The sequence below is a fragment of the Pedococcus ginsenosidimutans genome, assembly GCF_039544395.1.
GTDB lineage: Bacteria > Actinomycetota > Actinomycetes > Actinomycetales > Dermatophilaceae > Pedococcus > Pedococcus ginsenosidimutans.
Genome location: NZ_BAABLO010000012.1, coordinates 116,835 through 128,934, shown reverse-complemented (window position 1 = coordinate 128,934; position 12,100 = coordinate 116,835). Strand labels below are relative to the sequence as shown.

At 72.7% G+C, this 12,100-nt stretch carries 13 protein-coding genes; 5 read left to right on the top strand and 8 right to left on the bottom strand.

The features are described from left to right. Positions 1-16: 16 nt before the first annotated feature. The 5 genes from ABEA42_RS15215 to xerD form a co-directional block, all read right to left on the bottom strand. Complete coding sequence (locus tag ABEA42_RS15215; RefSeq protein WP_345504656.1) at positions 17-1,030, bottom strand: pseudouridine synthase; 1,014 nt, start codon at positions 1,028-1,030, stop codon at positions 17-19. Beyond that, on the bottom strand, positions 1,027-1,725 hold the full coding sequence (gene scpB, locus ABEA42_RS15210; RefSeq protein ID WP_345504654.1) for an SMC-Scp complex subunit ScpB: 699 nt from the start codon (positions 1,723-1,725) through the stop codon (positions 1,027-1,029). Before scpB ends, ABEA42_RS15215 begins: the two co-directional genes overlap by 4 nt. After that, positions 1,718-2,635: a segregation and condensation protein A gene (locus tag ABEA42_RS15205; protein ID WP_345504652.1), complete on the bottom strand. Its 918-nt coding sequence runs from the start codon at positions 2,633-2,635 to the stop codon at positions 1,718-1,720. Before ABEA42_RS15205 ends, scpB begins: the two co-directional genes overlap by 8 nt. A gap of 4 nt (positions 2,636-2,639) precedes the next feature. After that, a complete protein-coding gene (locus tag ABEA42_RS15200; protein WP_345505039.1) occupies positions 2,640-3,455 on the bottom strand; it encodes a ParA family protein in 816 nt (271 codons plus the stop codon). Positions 3,456-3,663: 208 nt separating this feature from the next. After that, positions 3,664-4,614: a site-specific tyrosine recombinase XerD gene (gene xerD / locus ABEA42_RS15195; protein ID WP_345504651.1), complete on the bottom strand. Its 951-nt coding sequence runs from the start codon at positions 4,612-4,614 to the stop codon at positions 3,664-3,666. Between xerD and ABEA42_RS15190 the strand changes: the two genes are divergently transcribed. Continuing rightward, positions 4,613-5,221, top strand: a complete 609-nt coding sequence (locus ABEA42_RS15190) for a hypothetical protein (protein WP_345504650.1) — start codon at positions 4,613-4,615, stop codon at positions 5,219-5,221. The genes xerD and ABEA42_RS15190 overlap by 2 nt on opposite strands. Here the strand turns inward: ABEA42_RS15190 and ABEA42_RS15185 are convergent. From ABEA42_RS15185 to ABEA42_RS15175, 3 genes are read right to left on the bottom strand one after another with little or no spacing between them, the layout of a single operon-like run. Further along, positions 5,195-6,463 carry a 4-alpha-glucanotransferase gene (locus tag ABEA42_RS15185; RefSeq protein ID WP_345504649.1) on the bottom strand — a complete coding sequence of 423 codons (1,269 nt, stop codon included), beginning with the start codon at positions 6,461-6,463 and terminating at the stop codon, positions 5,195-5,197. The two genes, ABEA42_RS15190 and ABEA42_RS15185, sit on opposite strands and share 27 nt — an antisense overlap. Positions 6,464-6,466: 3 nt before the next feature. After that, positions 6,467-7,819, bottom strand: a complete 1,353-nt coding sequence (hisS, locus tag ABEA42_RS15180; protein WP_425572090.1) for a histidine--tRNA ligase — start codon at positions 7,817-7,819, stop codon at positions 6,467-6,469. Further along, positions 7,816-8,517 (bottom strand): MBL fold metallo-hydrolase, encoded by a 702-nt coding sequence (locus ABEA42_RS15175; RefSeq protein ID WP_345504648.1) that lies wholly within the window; start codon positions 8,515-8,517, stop codon positions 7,816-7,818. Before ABEA42_RS15175 ends, hisS begins: the two co-directional genes overlap by 4 nt. A 44-nt stretch (positions 8,518-8,561) precedes the next feature. Here ABEA42_RS15175 and ABEA42_RS15170 point away from each other — a divergent pair, with 44 nt between their 5' ends. The 4 genes from ABEA42_RS15170 to ABEA42_RS15155 are packed head-to-tail and all read left to right on the top strand — an operon-like array spanning position 8,562 to position 12,093. Continuing rightward, on the top strand, positions 8,562-9,374 hold the full coding sequence (locus ABEA42_RS15170) for a peptidylprolyl isomerase (protein WP_345504647.1): 813 nt from the start codon (positions 8,562-8,564) through the stop codon (positions 9,372-9,374). Between the two features lies 1 nt (position 9,375). Continuing rightward, entirely contained in the window at positions 9,376-11,034 is a 1,659-nt protein-coding gene (locus ABEA42_RS15165) for a DUF349 domain-containing protein (protein ID WP_345504645.1), read from the top strand. 11 nt (positions 11,035-11,045) lie between these two features. Beyond that, positions 11,046-11,672, top strand: a complete 627-nt coding sequence (locus ABEA42_RS15160; protein WP_345504643.1) for an FMN-binding negative transcriptional regulator — start codon at positions 11,046-11,048, stop codon at positions 11,670-11,672. A 1-nt stretch (position 11,673) separates the two neighbouring features. Further along, positions 11,674-12,093 (top strand): hypothetical protein, encoded by a 420-nt coding sequence (locus tag ABEA42_RS15155; RefSeq protein ID WP_345504641.1) that lies wholly within the window; start codon positions 11,674-11,676, stop codon positions 12,091-12,093. The last annotated feature ends 7 nt before the right edge of the window (positions 12,094-12,100 follow it).

Below are 12,100 nucleotides of genomic sequence, written 5' to 3'. Positions count from 1 at the left end.
GCCGCGTCCCACGTGCCTAGAGCCCAGCAGCGGTGTAGAGCTTGCCGACCTCGTCCTTGTTGAGCTTGCGCATCTTCCCCGGCTTGGTGTCGCCGAGGTGGATCGGGCCCACCTGCACGCGCACGAGTGACAGCACCGGGTGGCCGACGGCCTCGAGCAGCCGTCGGACGATGTGCTTGCGCCCCTCGTGCAGGACCACCTCGACCAGCGCCTTGCCGGGCTGGGAGTCGATGATCCGGAACGAGTCGACCGACGCCGGGCCGTCCTCGAGGGTCACGCCCTCGCGCAGCTGCTTGCCGATGTCGCGCGGCACCGGGCCGGGGATCTGCGCCAGGTAGGTCTTGAGGACGCCGTACTGGGGGTGCTGCAGGCGGTGGGCCAGCTCGCCGTCGTTGGTGAGCAGCAGCAGCCCCTCGGTGTCCGCGTCGAGCCGGCCGACGTGGAACAGGCGCTCGTTGCGGTTGCCGACGTAGTCACCGATGCTGATCCGCCCGAGCTCGTCGTTCATCGTCGTGACGACACCGAGCGGCTTGTTGAAGGCGAAGTAGACGCGGCTCTCGTCGAGCTGGACCTTGACGCCGTCGACGTGCACGGTCTGGTCGGGGCGGATGCGCACACCGAGCTCGGTGACGACGTGCCCGTCGACCTCGACGCGGCCCTCGCTGATGAGGTTCTCGCACACGCGCCGCGAGCCGACACCCGCCGCGGCGAGGAGCTTCTGCAGGCGCACGCCGTCGGGGTCGTGGACGTCCACCGTCGGCACGGGCAGCTCGCGTGGCACCCGGGTGGGCTGGCTGCGCTTGGTCGTGCCGGAGCTGCCGCGCTGGGGCCGCTCGGGACGGTCCTGCGCGCCGCCGCGCGGACCGGGGCGACCGCCCCTGCCGCCGGCACCGCTGGCACCGCCGCGGCCGCCCTGGCCGCCGCCGGAGCGTCCGGCACCCGGGCGACCGGCCCCGGATCCTCCCGGGCGACCACCTCCGGCTCCTCGGCCCGATCCGGCTCCGCTGTCTCTGCTGCGTGGGGGTGTCATCCGCGTCCCTGTTCTGCTATCTCGTCGAGCACGTCGATCTCGGGAAGGTACGGCGCGAGGGCCGGGAGGTCGTCGAGGCTGCCGAGCCCCAGACGCTGGAGGAAGTAGGCGGTGGTGCCGTAGAGGACGGCGCCGCCCTCGGTCTCGGTGCCGAGCTCCTCGATGAGGCCGCGGTTGACCAGGGTCCGCACGACGCCGTCGACGTTGACGCCGCGCACCGCGGACACCCGCGACCGGGAGATCGGCTGGCGGTAGGCGATGACCGCCAGCGTCTCCAGGGAGGCCTGGGTCAGCTTGGCCTGCTGGCCGTCGAGGAGGAACTTCTCCACGACCGGCGCGTAGTCGGAGCGGCTGTAGACGCGCCACCCGCCGGCCACCGACCGCAGGGTGAACCCCCGCTGCTGCGCGGCGTACTCCGCCTCGAGCCCCTCGAGGTGGGCCCGGACGTCGTCGACGGGGAGCTCGAGCGCCGAGGCCAGGGCCATCTCGGTGACCGGCTCGTCGACGACCATCAGCACGGCCTCGATCGCGCCGCGGGCACCGCCGGGGAAGTCGTTGACGTCGAAGGCGATCTGCTCCTCGGCGACCGCCTCGACCGCGGCGTCGGCGTCCGGTACCGCCTCGGCGACCGCCTCGACCGCGGCGTCGGCGCCCGGTACCGCCTCGGCGTCCGGTGCTGGCTGCTCGTCACTCATCAGTGGTGCTCTCCTCCTGGTCGCCGGTGGGCTCGGCGTCGGTGTCGCCCTCGTCGAACTCGTCGCTGACCTCGATGTCACCGTCGTCGGTGCCGGTCCAGCGGACGGTCAGCTCACCGAGGGCCTCGGCCTGCTCGAACGCGATCGCGGCCTCCCGGAACAGCTCGAGCAGCGCGAGGAAGCGCGCGACGATGACCAGGGTCGAGTCGGCGTCCGCCACCAGCGACCTGAACGAGCAGACGCGCTCGGTGCGCAGGCGCCCGCCGATGATGCCTGCCTGCTCGCGGACGCTGACCTGGGGGGCGTGCAGGTGCTCGAGCCCCACCGTCGGCGGCACCTTCGGGGTCATCGCCCGGGCGGCGACCATGGCGAGCTGCTCGGGCGTGATGCCCATGACGAGCTCGGGCAGCAGCTTGGCGAACTGGGGCTCGATACCGGCCTGGCGCGGGGTCATGCGGCCGGCCGTCGCCATCCGCTCGGCGAAGGTGAACGCGATGTCCTTGAAGGCGCGGTACTGCAGCAGGCGCGCGAACAGCAGATCGCGGGCCTCGATCAGGGCGAGGTCCTCCTCGTCCTGCGGACCGGTCTGCGGCAGGAGCCGCGCCGACTTGATGTCGAGCAGCGTCGCGGCGATGAGGAGGAACTCCGAGGCCTGCCCCAGGTCCCACTCGGTGTCTGCGGACTGGGCCGCCTTGATGTGCGCGATGAACTCGTCGGTCACCTTCGCCAGGGCGATCTCGGTGATGTCGAGCTTGTGCTTGCTGATGAGCCCCAGCAGCAGGTCGAACGGTCCGGAGAACACGTCGAGGTGCACCTCGAAGGGGGCACCGCCGCTGCGACGGGTGATGACGCCGCCGGGGGTGACCTGTCCCGCGGACGGCCCCTCGACGGCGGTGGCCGCCTCGGTCACCTCGTCAGGCCGCCCCACCACGGGCGATCAGCTCTCGGGCCAGCTGCCGGTACGACGCGGCGGCGCCGTGCGTGGAGGCGTAGGTGGTGATCGGCTCGGCGGCGAGCGTGGCGTCGGGGAACTTCACCGTGCGGCTGATGACCGTGTGGAACACCTGGTCGCCGAAATGGTCGACGACGCTGCGCACGACCTCCTTGCTGTGCAGGGTGCGCGAGTCGTACATCGTCGCGAGGATCCCGTCGACCTGCAGGCGCGGGTTGAGGCGGTCGGTGATCTTGTCGATGGTCTCGACGAGCAGGGCGACACCGCGCATGGCGAAGAACTCGCACTCCAGCGGGATGATGACGCCGTGCGCCGCCGTCAGCGCGTTGACGGTGAGCAGGCCGAGCGAGGGCTGGCAGTCGATGAGGATGACGTCGTAGTCGTCCATGACCGGGCGCAGGACCCGCGCGAGGATCTGCTCGCGGGCGACCTCACCCACCAGCTGCACCTCGGCGGCCGACAGGTCGATGTTGGCGGGGATGACGTCGAGGTTGTGGGTGGCGGTGGTCTGGATGACGTCACGGACGTCGTGACCCCGCTCCACCAGCAGGTTGTAGATGGTGACGTCGAGCTCGTTGGCGCGCACGCCCAGCCCCACGGACAACGCGCCCTGCGGGTCGAAGTCGACGAGCAGCACCCGGCGACCCACCTCGGCCAGGGCGGCACCCAGGTTGATGGTCGTGGTCGTCTTGCCGACCCCGCCCTTCTGGTTGCACATGGCGATGATGCGGGCGGGCCCGTGGCTGGTCAGGGCGGCAGGGTCGGGGAAGTCCGGCATGGCGCGACCGGTCGGGCCGAGCAGGCCCGGGCCCACCGCCTCCGTGCCGGGCAGACGCGCGTGGTCGCGCTCGGTGCTGCTGGCGGACGACTCCGGGGTGCCCTGGGCGGACGGTTGCGACTGCGTGGTCACCTCAGGTTCCACAGGCGTTTCACTCCCGGTGAGTTGGCGTTCGACGGTCAGCCTCGCGCTGATCGGGACGACCCTATCAGCGGGCACGGGGGTGGCTCTGGGCATAGACCTCGCGGAGCCTCTGCACCGTGACCAGAGTGTAGATCTGGGTCGTGGTGACCGACGCGTGGCCGAGCAGCTCCTGCACCACGCGGACGTCCGCGCCGCCGTCCAGCAGGTGGGTCGCGAACGAGTGCCGCAGGGTGTGCGGCGACACGTGGCCGGTGAGGTCGGCACGTTCGGCTGCCGCCTTGAGGACCGCCCAGGCCGACTGCCTCGACAGGCGCCCGCCGCGCTGGTTGAGGAAGACGGCGGGAGTGCCCCTCCCCTTCGTCGCGAAGGCGGGGCGCCCACGGACCAGGTAGGCGCCGACCGCCTCGGTGGCATAGGAGCCGAGCGGGACGACCCGTTCCTTGCTGCCCTTGCCGAACAGGCGCACGACACCCTCGCCGGTGTCGATGTCGTCGACGTCGAGGCCCACGGCCTCGGAGATCCGCGCGCCGGCGCCGTACAGCACCTCGAGCAGGGCCCGGTCGCGCAGGGCGGCGGGGGTGTCGCCCACGCTGGCCGCCTCGAGGAGCCGCTCGACCTCGTCGACGGCGATGGCCTTCGGCAGCCGTGCCGGTGGCTTCGGCGGGCTCACGGGGGCGGCCGGGTCGGTCCGGACCTCGCCCTCGAGGGCCAGGAACCGGTGGAACCCGCGCACGGCCGCGAGGGTCCGCGCGGTGGACGAGGCCGCGAGCGGTGGGTGGTCGGCGCTGCCCTCGCGCAGGGTGGCGACGAAGTCGGCGACGTGGGCCTGGGTGACGTCCCCCGGTTCCAGCACCCCCCGCGCGGTCAGGTACGCCGTGTAGCGACCGAGGTCGCGCCGGTAGGACGTGAGCGTGTTGGCGGCGACACCCCGCTCCACGTCCAGGTGGGCCAGCCAGCTGCGGACGGCACGCTCCATCGCGCTGGTCGGTGGCACGGATGGGAGTGTAGGTCGCATGAAGCTCTACACAGACCTGCCGGGCCGACGCACGCTCCAGATCCTCGCCGACCTCGGGGTCGTGGCGTGGGTGTGCGCCTGGGCGTGGGTCGGACGGGTCGTGCACGACGCGACGATGGCGCTGGCCGCGCCGGGGCACACGCTGCAGGACGCCGGCTCGGGGTTCCGCGAGCAGATGAACGGGGCCGGCGACGCCGTGCGCGACGTGCCGCTCGTGGGCGACCGCATCGCGGCACCGTTCCGCCAGGCGGGCACGGCGGGGACGACCATCCAGAGCGCCGGCACCGACCTGGTGGACGGGGTGACCCGGCTGGCGAACGTGCTCGGGTGGGTGACCGCGCTCGTCCCCATCCTCATCGTGGGCCTGGTCTGGCTGTTCCTCAGGGGGCGCTTCGTACGCCGTGCCACCGCCGCCCAGCGCTTCATCGACCAGGCGGCGGACCTCGACCTCTTCGCCCTGCGCGCCATGGCGCGGCAGCCGATGCGCAAGCTCGCGGCCATCTCCCCCGACCCCACCGGGGCGTGGCGCCGTGGTGAGGAGTCGACGATCAGGGCCCTGGCGCTGCTCGAGCTGCGCGACTCAGGCCTGCACCCGCCCGCGGCCTGAGGCCTCGGTCAGCTCGAGGAGACGCTCTGCGTGCCCGGAGGTGAGGGCACGGGGCTCCAGCTGCCAGGACCAGCCGCCCTCGATGCCGGGGGCGTTCATCCGCGCCGCCGAACCCAGCCCCAGGACGTCCTGGGCCTGCATCATCGCCAGGCCGCAGGGGGTCCCGAGCGCCAGCTCGATCATGGCCCAGCCCGGTTCGTCGTCACCGTGGGCGTGGACGCCCTGGTCGCGCCAGGCCGCCCGGACCAGCTCGCGACGGTGCTCGGGCAGCTCGGCCCACCAGCCGACGACAGTGTCGTTGTCATGGGTGCCGGTGTAGACCACCTGGTCGGGGGCGAGGTTCGCCAGATCGTGGGTGTTGTACTCGTAGGCCGGCTCGAAACCGAACTGCAGCACCGCCATGCCGGGGAAGCCCAGCGCCTTGCGCAGGTCGATGACGGGCTGGTCGATGTCGCCGAGGTCCTCCGCCAGGACGGCCAGCGGGCCGAGCGCCTCCCGGGCCGCGTCGAACACCGCCCGGCCGGGTCCTGCCTCCCACTTGCCGCCCAGCGCCGTCTCGTCGTCGGCCGGGATCGCCCAGTACGCCGCGAAGCCCCGGAAGTGGTCGACGCGGACGAGGTCGAACAGCGCGAACGTGCGACGCAGCCGCTCGACCCACCAGCGGTAGCCGTCCTCGGCGAGCACGTCCCACCGGTACAGGGGGTTGCCCCACAGCTGTCCGGTGGCGGCGTACGCGTCGGGCGGGCAGCCGGCCACGGCGTCGTCGCGGAAGAACTGCGGCCACGCCCGCTCGTCGGCGCCGTCGGGGGCGACGTAGATCGGGACGTCGCCGAGGATGCGGATGCCGCGGTCGTGGGCGTGGGCGCGCAGCGCCGACCACTCGCGGTCGAAGCGGACCTGGTCGGCGAGGTCGCCGCCGAAGCTCGTCCACGAGTCGACCCAGTAGGCCTCGCGCTCGGCGAACGCGTCCAGCTCCGCCTGGCTCACCGGTGCGTCCGGCTCCTCCAGGAGCGCTGCGGACGCCGCGAAGGCCGAGGGCGACTTGTAGGGCGAGCGGTGCTGGTCGGGCACGGACACCGGCAGCACCTGCCAGACCGACTGCCCGGCCTCGGCCAGCCAGTCGACGAAGTCACGGGCCGGCTGCCCCAGGCGGCCGCCCGGGAGCGAGGTGATGTGCAGCTGGACCCCGCTGGCGCGGGACTCGGTCAACGACTGGGTAGCGTCGGTGCCTGCCGAAGCCATGGTTCAGGCCTCCGAGCGCAGGATCTGGGGGTGCAGGTCCTCCGCGGGTGGCGCCCACGTCGAGGCGTCGGCGTCGACCTGCTCGCCGGAGCGGATGTCCTTGACCTGGTCGCCGGGGCGGTCCCCCGCACCGTCCGCGGCCACGCCCGCTCCCGGGAACCAGACGTACGGGATGCCGCGCCGCTCGGCGTACCGGATCTGCTTGCCGAACTTCGCCGGCTTGGGCGCGACCTCGCACGGTATGCCGCGGGCGCGCAGCGCCGTCGCGACCCGCGTCGACGTCGGGCGGCTCTCCTCGTCGTTGACCGCGACGAGCACGCAGGCCGGCGTCGAGCGGCTGGCCCGGAGCATCTGGTGGCCGAGCAGCAGCCCGAGCAGCCGCGAGACACCGATGGAGATGCCGACGCCCGGGTAGGTGGTCTTCCCGTCCGAGGCGAGTGAGTCGTAACGGCCGCCGGAGCAGAACGAGCCCCACGCCTCGTGGCCCACGAGCTGGGTCTCGTAGACGGTGCCGGTGTAGTAGTCGAGGCCGCGGGCGATGCGCAGGTCGGCGACCAGGGCACCGGGCGCGTTGGCCATGCCGCTGCTGATGACGCGGGAAAGCGCATCCAGGCCCTCGTCGAGGACCGGGTGGCTGACCCCGAGCTCGCGCACGCGGTCGGCGAAGGACAGGTCCTCGGTGCGGATCGCGGCCAGCGCCAGGCACTGGTCGGCCTGCTCGCGCGTGAGCCCGGACTCGACGAGCAGGTCGGCGACCCTGGCGGGGCCGATCTTGTCGAGCTTGTCGACGATGCGCAGCGTCCCGATGACGTCGGTCACGCCGATGCCGAGGTAGAACCCCTCGGGGATCTTGCGGTTGTTGACCTGGATGACCATCTGCCCGATCGGCAGCCTGGAGAACACCTCGGCCATGACGAGCGGGAGCTCGGCCTCGAAGTGGGGCGCCAGCTCGCCCACGTCGACGACGTCGATGTCGGCCTGGGTGAACTCGCGGTAGCGGCCCTCCTGCGGGCGCTCCCCACGCCACACCTTCTGGACCTGGTGGCGACGGAACGGGAAGGCGAGGTGGCCGGCGTTCTCCAGGACGTAGCGGGCGAACGGCACGGTGAGGTCGAAGTGCAGACCGAGCTCGGCGTCGGCGGTCTCGTCGCCGGCGAGGCGGCTCACGCCGTAGATCTCCTTGTCGGCGTCACCGCCCTTGCCGAGGAGCCGGTCGACGGGCTCGACCGCCCGGGTCTCGATCGACGGGAACCCGTGCAGCTCGAAGGTCTCGCGGATGATGTCGAGGAAGTGCTGCTCGACGATCCGCTCGGCGGGCAGGTACTCGGGGAATCCGCTGATCGGGGTGATCTTCACGCGCCCAATCCTTGCAGGTAGGGGTTGGTGGCCCGTTCCCGCTCCATGGTCGTCGCCCCGTAGTGCCCCGGCAGCACCAGCGTCGTGTCCGGGAGCGGCAGCACGACCTCGCGCAGGGAACGGTCCATCGCCCGGGCGTCGCCGCCCGGCAGGTCGGTGCGGCCGATCGACCCGGCGAACAGCACGTCACCGCTGAGGACCGTCCGGTCGACGTCCACCTGGTCGGCGACCCCGTCCGGCACGGCGTCGACGGCGAACACCACCGAGCCCTCGGTGTGGCCCGGGGCGTGCAGCACGTCGAAGGACAGGCCGGCGAGGTCGAGCCGCGTCCGGTCGCGGATCTCCACGACGTTGGTCGGGTCGGTCCAGGTGGCCTTGGCGCCGAACTGCTGCTCGAGCATCCCGACCAGGCCCGGGTTGGCGTGCGACAGCAGGTCCACGAGGCGGTAGCGGTCGTCCTCGTGGATGTACGCCGCGGTGTCGGCGCCGCAGACCGGCGTCACCGAGTACACGTGGTCGATGTGCCCGTGGGTCAGGAGCACTGCCGCCGGCCGCAGCCGGTGCTCGGTGAGCACCGCACGCAGCGTCTCCTCGACCCCGATCCCTGGGTCGACGATGACGCACTCCTCCCCCGCCGCCGGGGCCAGGACGTAGCAGTTCGTGTCGAAGGCAGCAGCGGGAAAGGCGACGGTCAGCACGGGCGGCAGCCTAGCGACCGGGCGGCCTGCCTAGACTGGCGCGCGTGACCAAGGAGCAGGAACGAGCCAGGGCGCGCCGACGCCAAGAAAAGCTGGACGCCCGCGCGGCGCAGCGCCAGCGGGACGCCGCCAGGAACCGGCAGGCGGTGGCCGTCGTCGCCGCGGTGCTGGTCGTCGTCCTGGCCTTCGTCATCCTGGCCACCAAGCTCGGCCGTGACACCTCGCCCGCAGCCTCACCGAGCACCACGGCCACGCCGTCGACGACGCCGTCCGCGTCCGTGGCCGGGTGCACCCGAGCTCCCGAGCGGCCCACCACGATCAAGACGCAGGGGCTCCCCGACAAGGCCACGGCCGCGGGCAAGACGTTCACGGCGGTCGTGACCACGAACTGCGGTGACATCACCCTGCAGCTCGACGGGGCCAAGGCGCCCCAGACCGTCGCCTCGTTCGTCGCCCTGGCCAGGAGCAGCTACTTCAACGACGCCCCGTGCCACCGCCTCACCACGCAGGGCATCTACGTGCTCCAGTGCGGCGACCCGCTCGGCGGCACGGGCACCGGCCCGGGCTACTCCTACGGCATCGAGAACGCCCCCAAGAACGGGCAGTACCCCGCCGGCTCCCTGGCCATGGCGCGCACCAGCGACCCGAAGTCCAATGCCGACCAGTTCTTCATCGTCTACAAGGACACCGACCTCAGCAGCGTGCCCGAGGGGTACTCCATCTTCGGCACGGTGACCGGTGGAATGGATATTGTCGAGAAGATCGCCGCAGCAGGTGTGAGTGGTGGTGCCACCGATGGCGCCCCGGCTGCACCCATCAGCATCCTCAAGGTTGCTGTGACCGAGAAGAAGGCCTGACGTGACCGAGCAGACGCCCCCGGCAGACCCCACCGAGCCCCAGGACGGCGCCCCGACCGAAGCCACACCTGAGACCGCAGCTGCCGAGCCCCAGGCCGCAGCTGCCGAGGCGGAGGCCGCAGCTGCCGAGGCCGCGGTCGCCGAGGACGAGGTTCCCGCTGCCGAGCCTGAGCCCGAGACTGCGGCCGCCGAGGCTCCCACCACCGAGCCCGAGGCGCAGTCCCCGGCCGCCGAGCCCGAGGCGCAGTCCCCGGCCGCCGAGCCCGAGACTCCGGCCGCCGAGGCTGCGCCCGCTCCCACCCCCAGGCCGCGACCGGTGCCCAAGCCTGCGCCCGTGCCCTCGCCGGCGGCGGTCCGCAAGGTCGCCCACCCCCTGCCGACCCTGACGGCAGCACCGCCGAGCTGGCCGCCGGCGGAGTCGTTCGGGCGCGTGGCCGAGGACGGGACCGTGTTCGTGCGCGCCGAGGGCGGTGAGCGCGAGGTCGGTGCCTACCCCGGCGCCACGCCCGAGGAGGCGCTGCACTACTTCGCCCGCAAGTACGACGAGCTGTTCGCCTCCGCCGACCTGCTGCAGCAGCGCCTGGCCACGACCGACCTCTCCGCCAAGGACGCCGCCGAGGGGCTGGCCAAGCTCCGCGAGCACGCTGCCGAGGCCAACGTCGTGGGCGACCTCGCCGCCCTCGAGGCCAAGATCGCCGAGATCGCGGCCGGGGTGGACGAGCGCAAGAAGGCCGAGGGCGCGGAGCGCAGCGCCGCCCGGGCCGCAGCCGCCGCCGAGCGTGAGGCGATCGTCGCCGAGGCCGAGAAGATCGCCGGCCAGCCCGAGAACAAGATCCAGTGGAAGACGAGCGGCGCCCGGATGCGCGAGCTGCTCGAGGAGTGGAAGAAGCACCAGCGCAGCGGTGCCCGCCTCGACCGCGAGACCGAGGGCGCCCTGTGGCAGCGGTTCAGCCAGGCCCGCAACTCCTTCGACAAGGCCCGCCGCGTCCACTTCGCCCAGCTCGAGACCACCCAGGGCGAGGCCAAGGCCGCCAAGCAGGCGCTCGTCGCCGAGGCCGAGTCCCTCGCCACCAGCACCGACTGGGGCGCCACCGCGGGAGCCTTCAAGCGCCTCATGGACCGCTGGCGCCAGGCCGGCCGGGCCTCGCGCTCGGACGACGACGCGCTGTGGGAGCGCTTCAAGGCCGCCCAGGACGCCTTCTTCACCGCCAAGGACGCCGAGGCGGCCAAGGAGGACGAGGAGTTCCGGGGGAACCTCGCCGTCAAGGAGGAGATCCTCAAGGAGGCCGAGGCCATCCTGCCCGTCACCGACCTCGACGCGGCCAAGACGGCCCTGCGCGGCATCCAGGACCGCTGGGACGCGGCCGGCAAGGTCCCTCGCGGCGACGTCGACCGCATGGAGAAGGCGATGCGCCGCATCGAGCAGGCCGTGCGGGACGCCGACGACAAGCGCTGGCAGAAGACCAACCCCGAGGTGGCTGCCCGCGCCCAGAGCATGGTCGACCAGCTCGAGTCCTCGGTCGCTGCCCTGCGCGCCGACGTCGAGAAGGCACAGGCCTCGGGCAACGACAAGAAGCTCCAGGACGCCCGGTCCAAGCTCGAGGCGCAGGAGCTGTGGCTCGCCCAGGCCCGGGGCAACCTCGACGAGTTCAGCGGCTGACCGGTCCCCGGATGTACGCGCCGGCGTTCAACCGGGTCGACGACGAGGACGTCGCCCGTCGGATGGTGGCCGACGCGGGCGCCGGAGAGCTGGTCACGGTCGGCCCCGACGGCTACCCTGTGGCGACGCTGCTGCCCGTGCTCTGGAGCGGTGACCGGGTCAGGGCGCACCTGGCGCGCGCCAACCCGCACTGGCAGCTCGTCGACGAGGACTCCCCCGCGCTCCTCGTCGTGACGGGGCCACAGGCCTACGTCTCCCCCTCCTGGTACGCCTCCAAGGCGGAGCACGGGCGGGTCGTGCCGACGTGGAACTACACGACCGTCCACCTCACCGGTCGGGTCCGGGTGCACGACGACGTGGAGTGGCTGCGCGACCTGGTCAGCGACCTCACCAGCTCCCACGAGGGCGGGCGCGAGGCGCCGTGGGCGGTCACGGACGCCCCTGCGGCGTACGTCGAGGGGCAGCTGCGCGGGATCGTCGGGGTCGAGCTCGTGGTCGAACGCGTCGAGGCGAAGGCCAAGCTGAGCCAGAACCGGTCGGAGGCCGACCGTGCAGGCGTGGTCGAGGGCCTGCGCGCCGAGGGCACTGCGGGTCCGGGCGAGGTCGCGGACCTCATGCGGCTGCACCCGCGCGGCTGACATGGTCGGGACTGCCGGGGCGGCGCTGCTCGCGGCCTCGACCCTGCACCTGGGGTTCCAGCTCACCGTGACCGTGCTCGTGTACCCCGCGCTGGCCCGCGTGCCCGCCGACGACTGGCCGGCGGCGCACGACGCCCACAGCCGGTCCATCGTGCCCCTCGTGGTCCTCACCTACGCCGCCCTGCTCACCACGCTCGGGTGGTCGCTGGCCACGACACCGCGCAGCGCCTGGCTCCTCCTCGCCGTCCTCGGGACCGTCATCACCTTCGGGACGACGGCCCTCGCCGCGGCGCCGACCCACGCCCGCCTCGGCCGCGAGGGCAGGACCGACGGCGCCATACGCTTCCTGCTCCGTGCGGACCGGGTCCGAGCCGCCGGCGCCCTCGTCACGGTGGCCGGGGCGCTCCTGGCGCTCGGGTAGGCAGCGG

What these genes read in the sequence shown, in the direction of transcription:
- ABEA42_RS15215 (WP_345504656.1), bottom strand. Translation starts at nt 1,030, where the DNA reads ATGACACCCCCACGCAGCAGAGACAGCGGAGCCGGATCGGGCCGAGGA.
- scpB (WP_345504654.1), bottom strand. Translation starts at nt 1,725, where the DNA reads ATGAGTGACGAGCAGCCAGCACCGGACGCCGAGGCGGTACCGGGCGCC.
- ABEA42_RS15200 (WP_345505039.1), bottom strand. Translation starts at nt 3,455, where the DNA reads ATGCCGGACTTCCCCGACCCTGCCGCCCTGACCAGCCACGGGCCCGCC.
- ABEA42_RS15190 (WP_345504650.1), top strand. Translation starts at nt 4,613, where the DNA reads ATGAAGCTCTACACAGACCTGCCGGGCCGACGCACGCTCCAGATCCTC.
- xerD (WP_345504651.1), bottom strand. Translation starts at nt 4,614, where the DNA reads ATGCGACCTACACTCCCATCCGTGCCACCGACCAGCGCGATGGAGCGT.
- ABEA42_RS15185 (WP_345504649.1), bottom strand. Translation starts at nt 6,463, where the DNA reads ATGGCTTCGGCAGGCACCGACGCTACCCAGTCGTTGACCGAGTCCCGC.
- ABEA42_RS15160 (WP_345504643.1), top strand. Translation starts at nt 11,046, where the DNA reads ATGTACGCGCCGGCGTTCAACCGGGTCGACGACGAGGACGTCGCCCGT.
- ABEA42_RS15155 (WP_345504641.1), top strand. Translation starts at nt 11,674, where the DNA reads ATGGTCGGGACTGCCGGGGCGGCGCTGCTCGCGGCCTCGACCCTGCAC.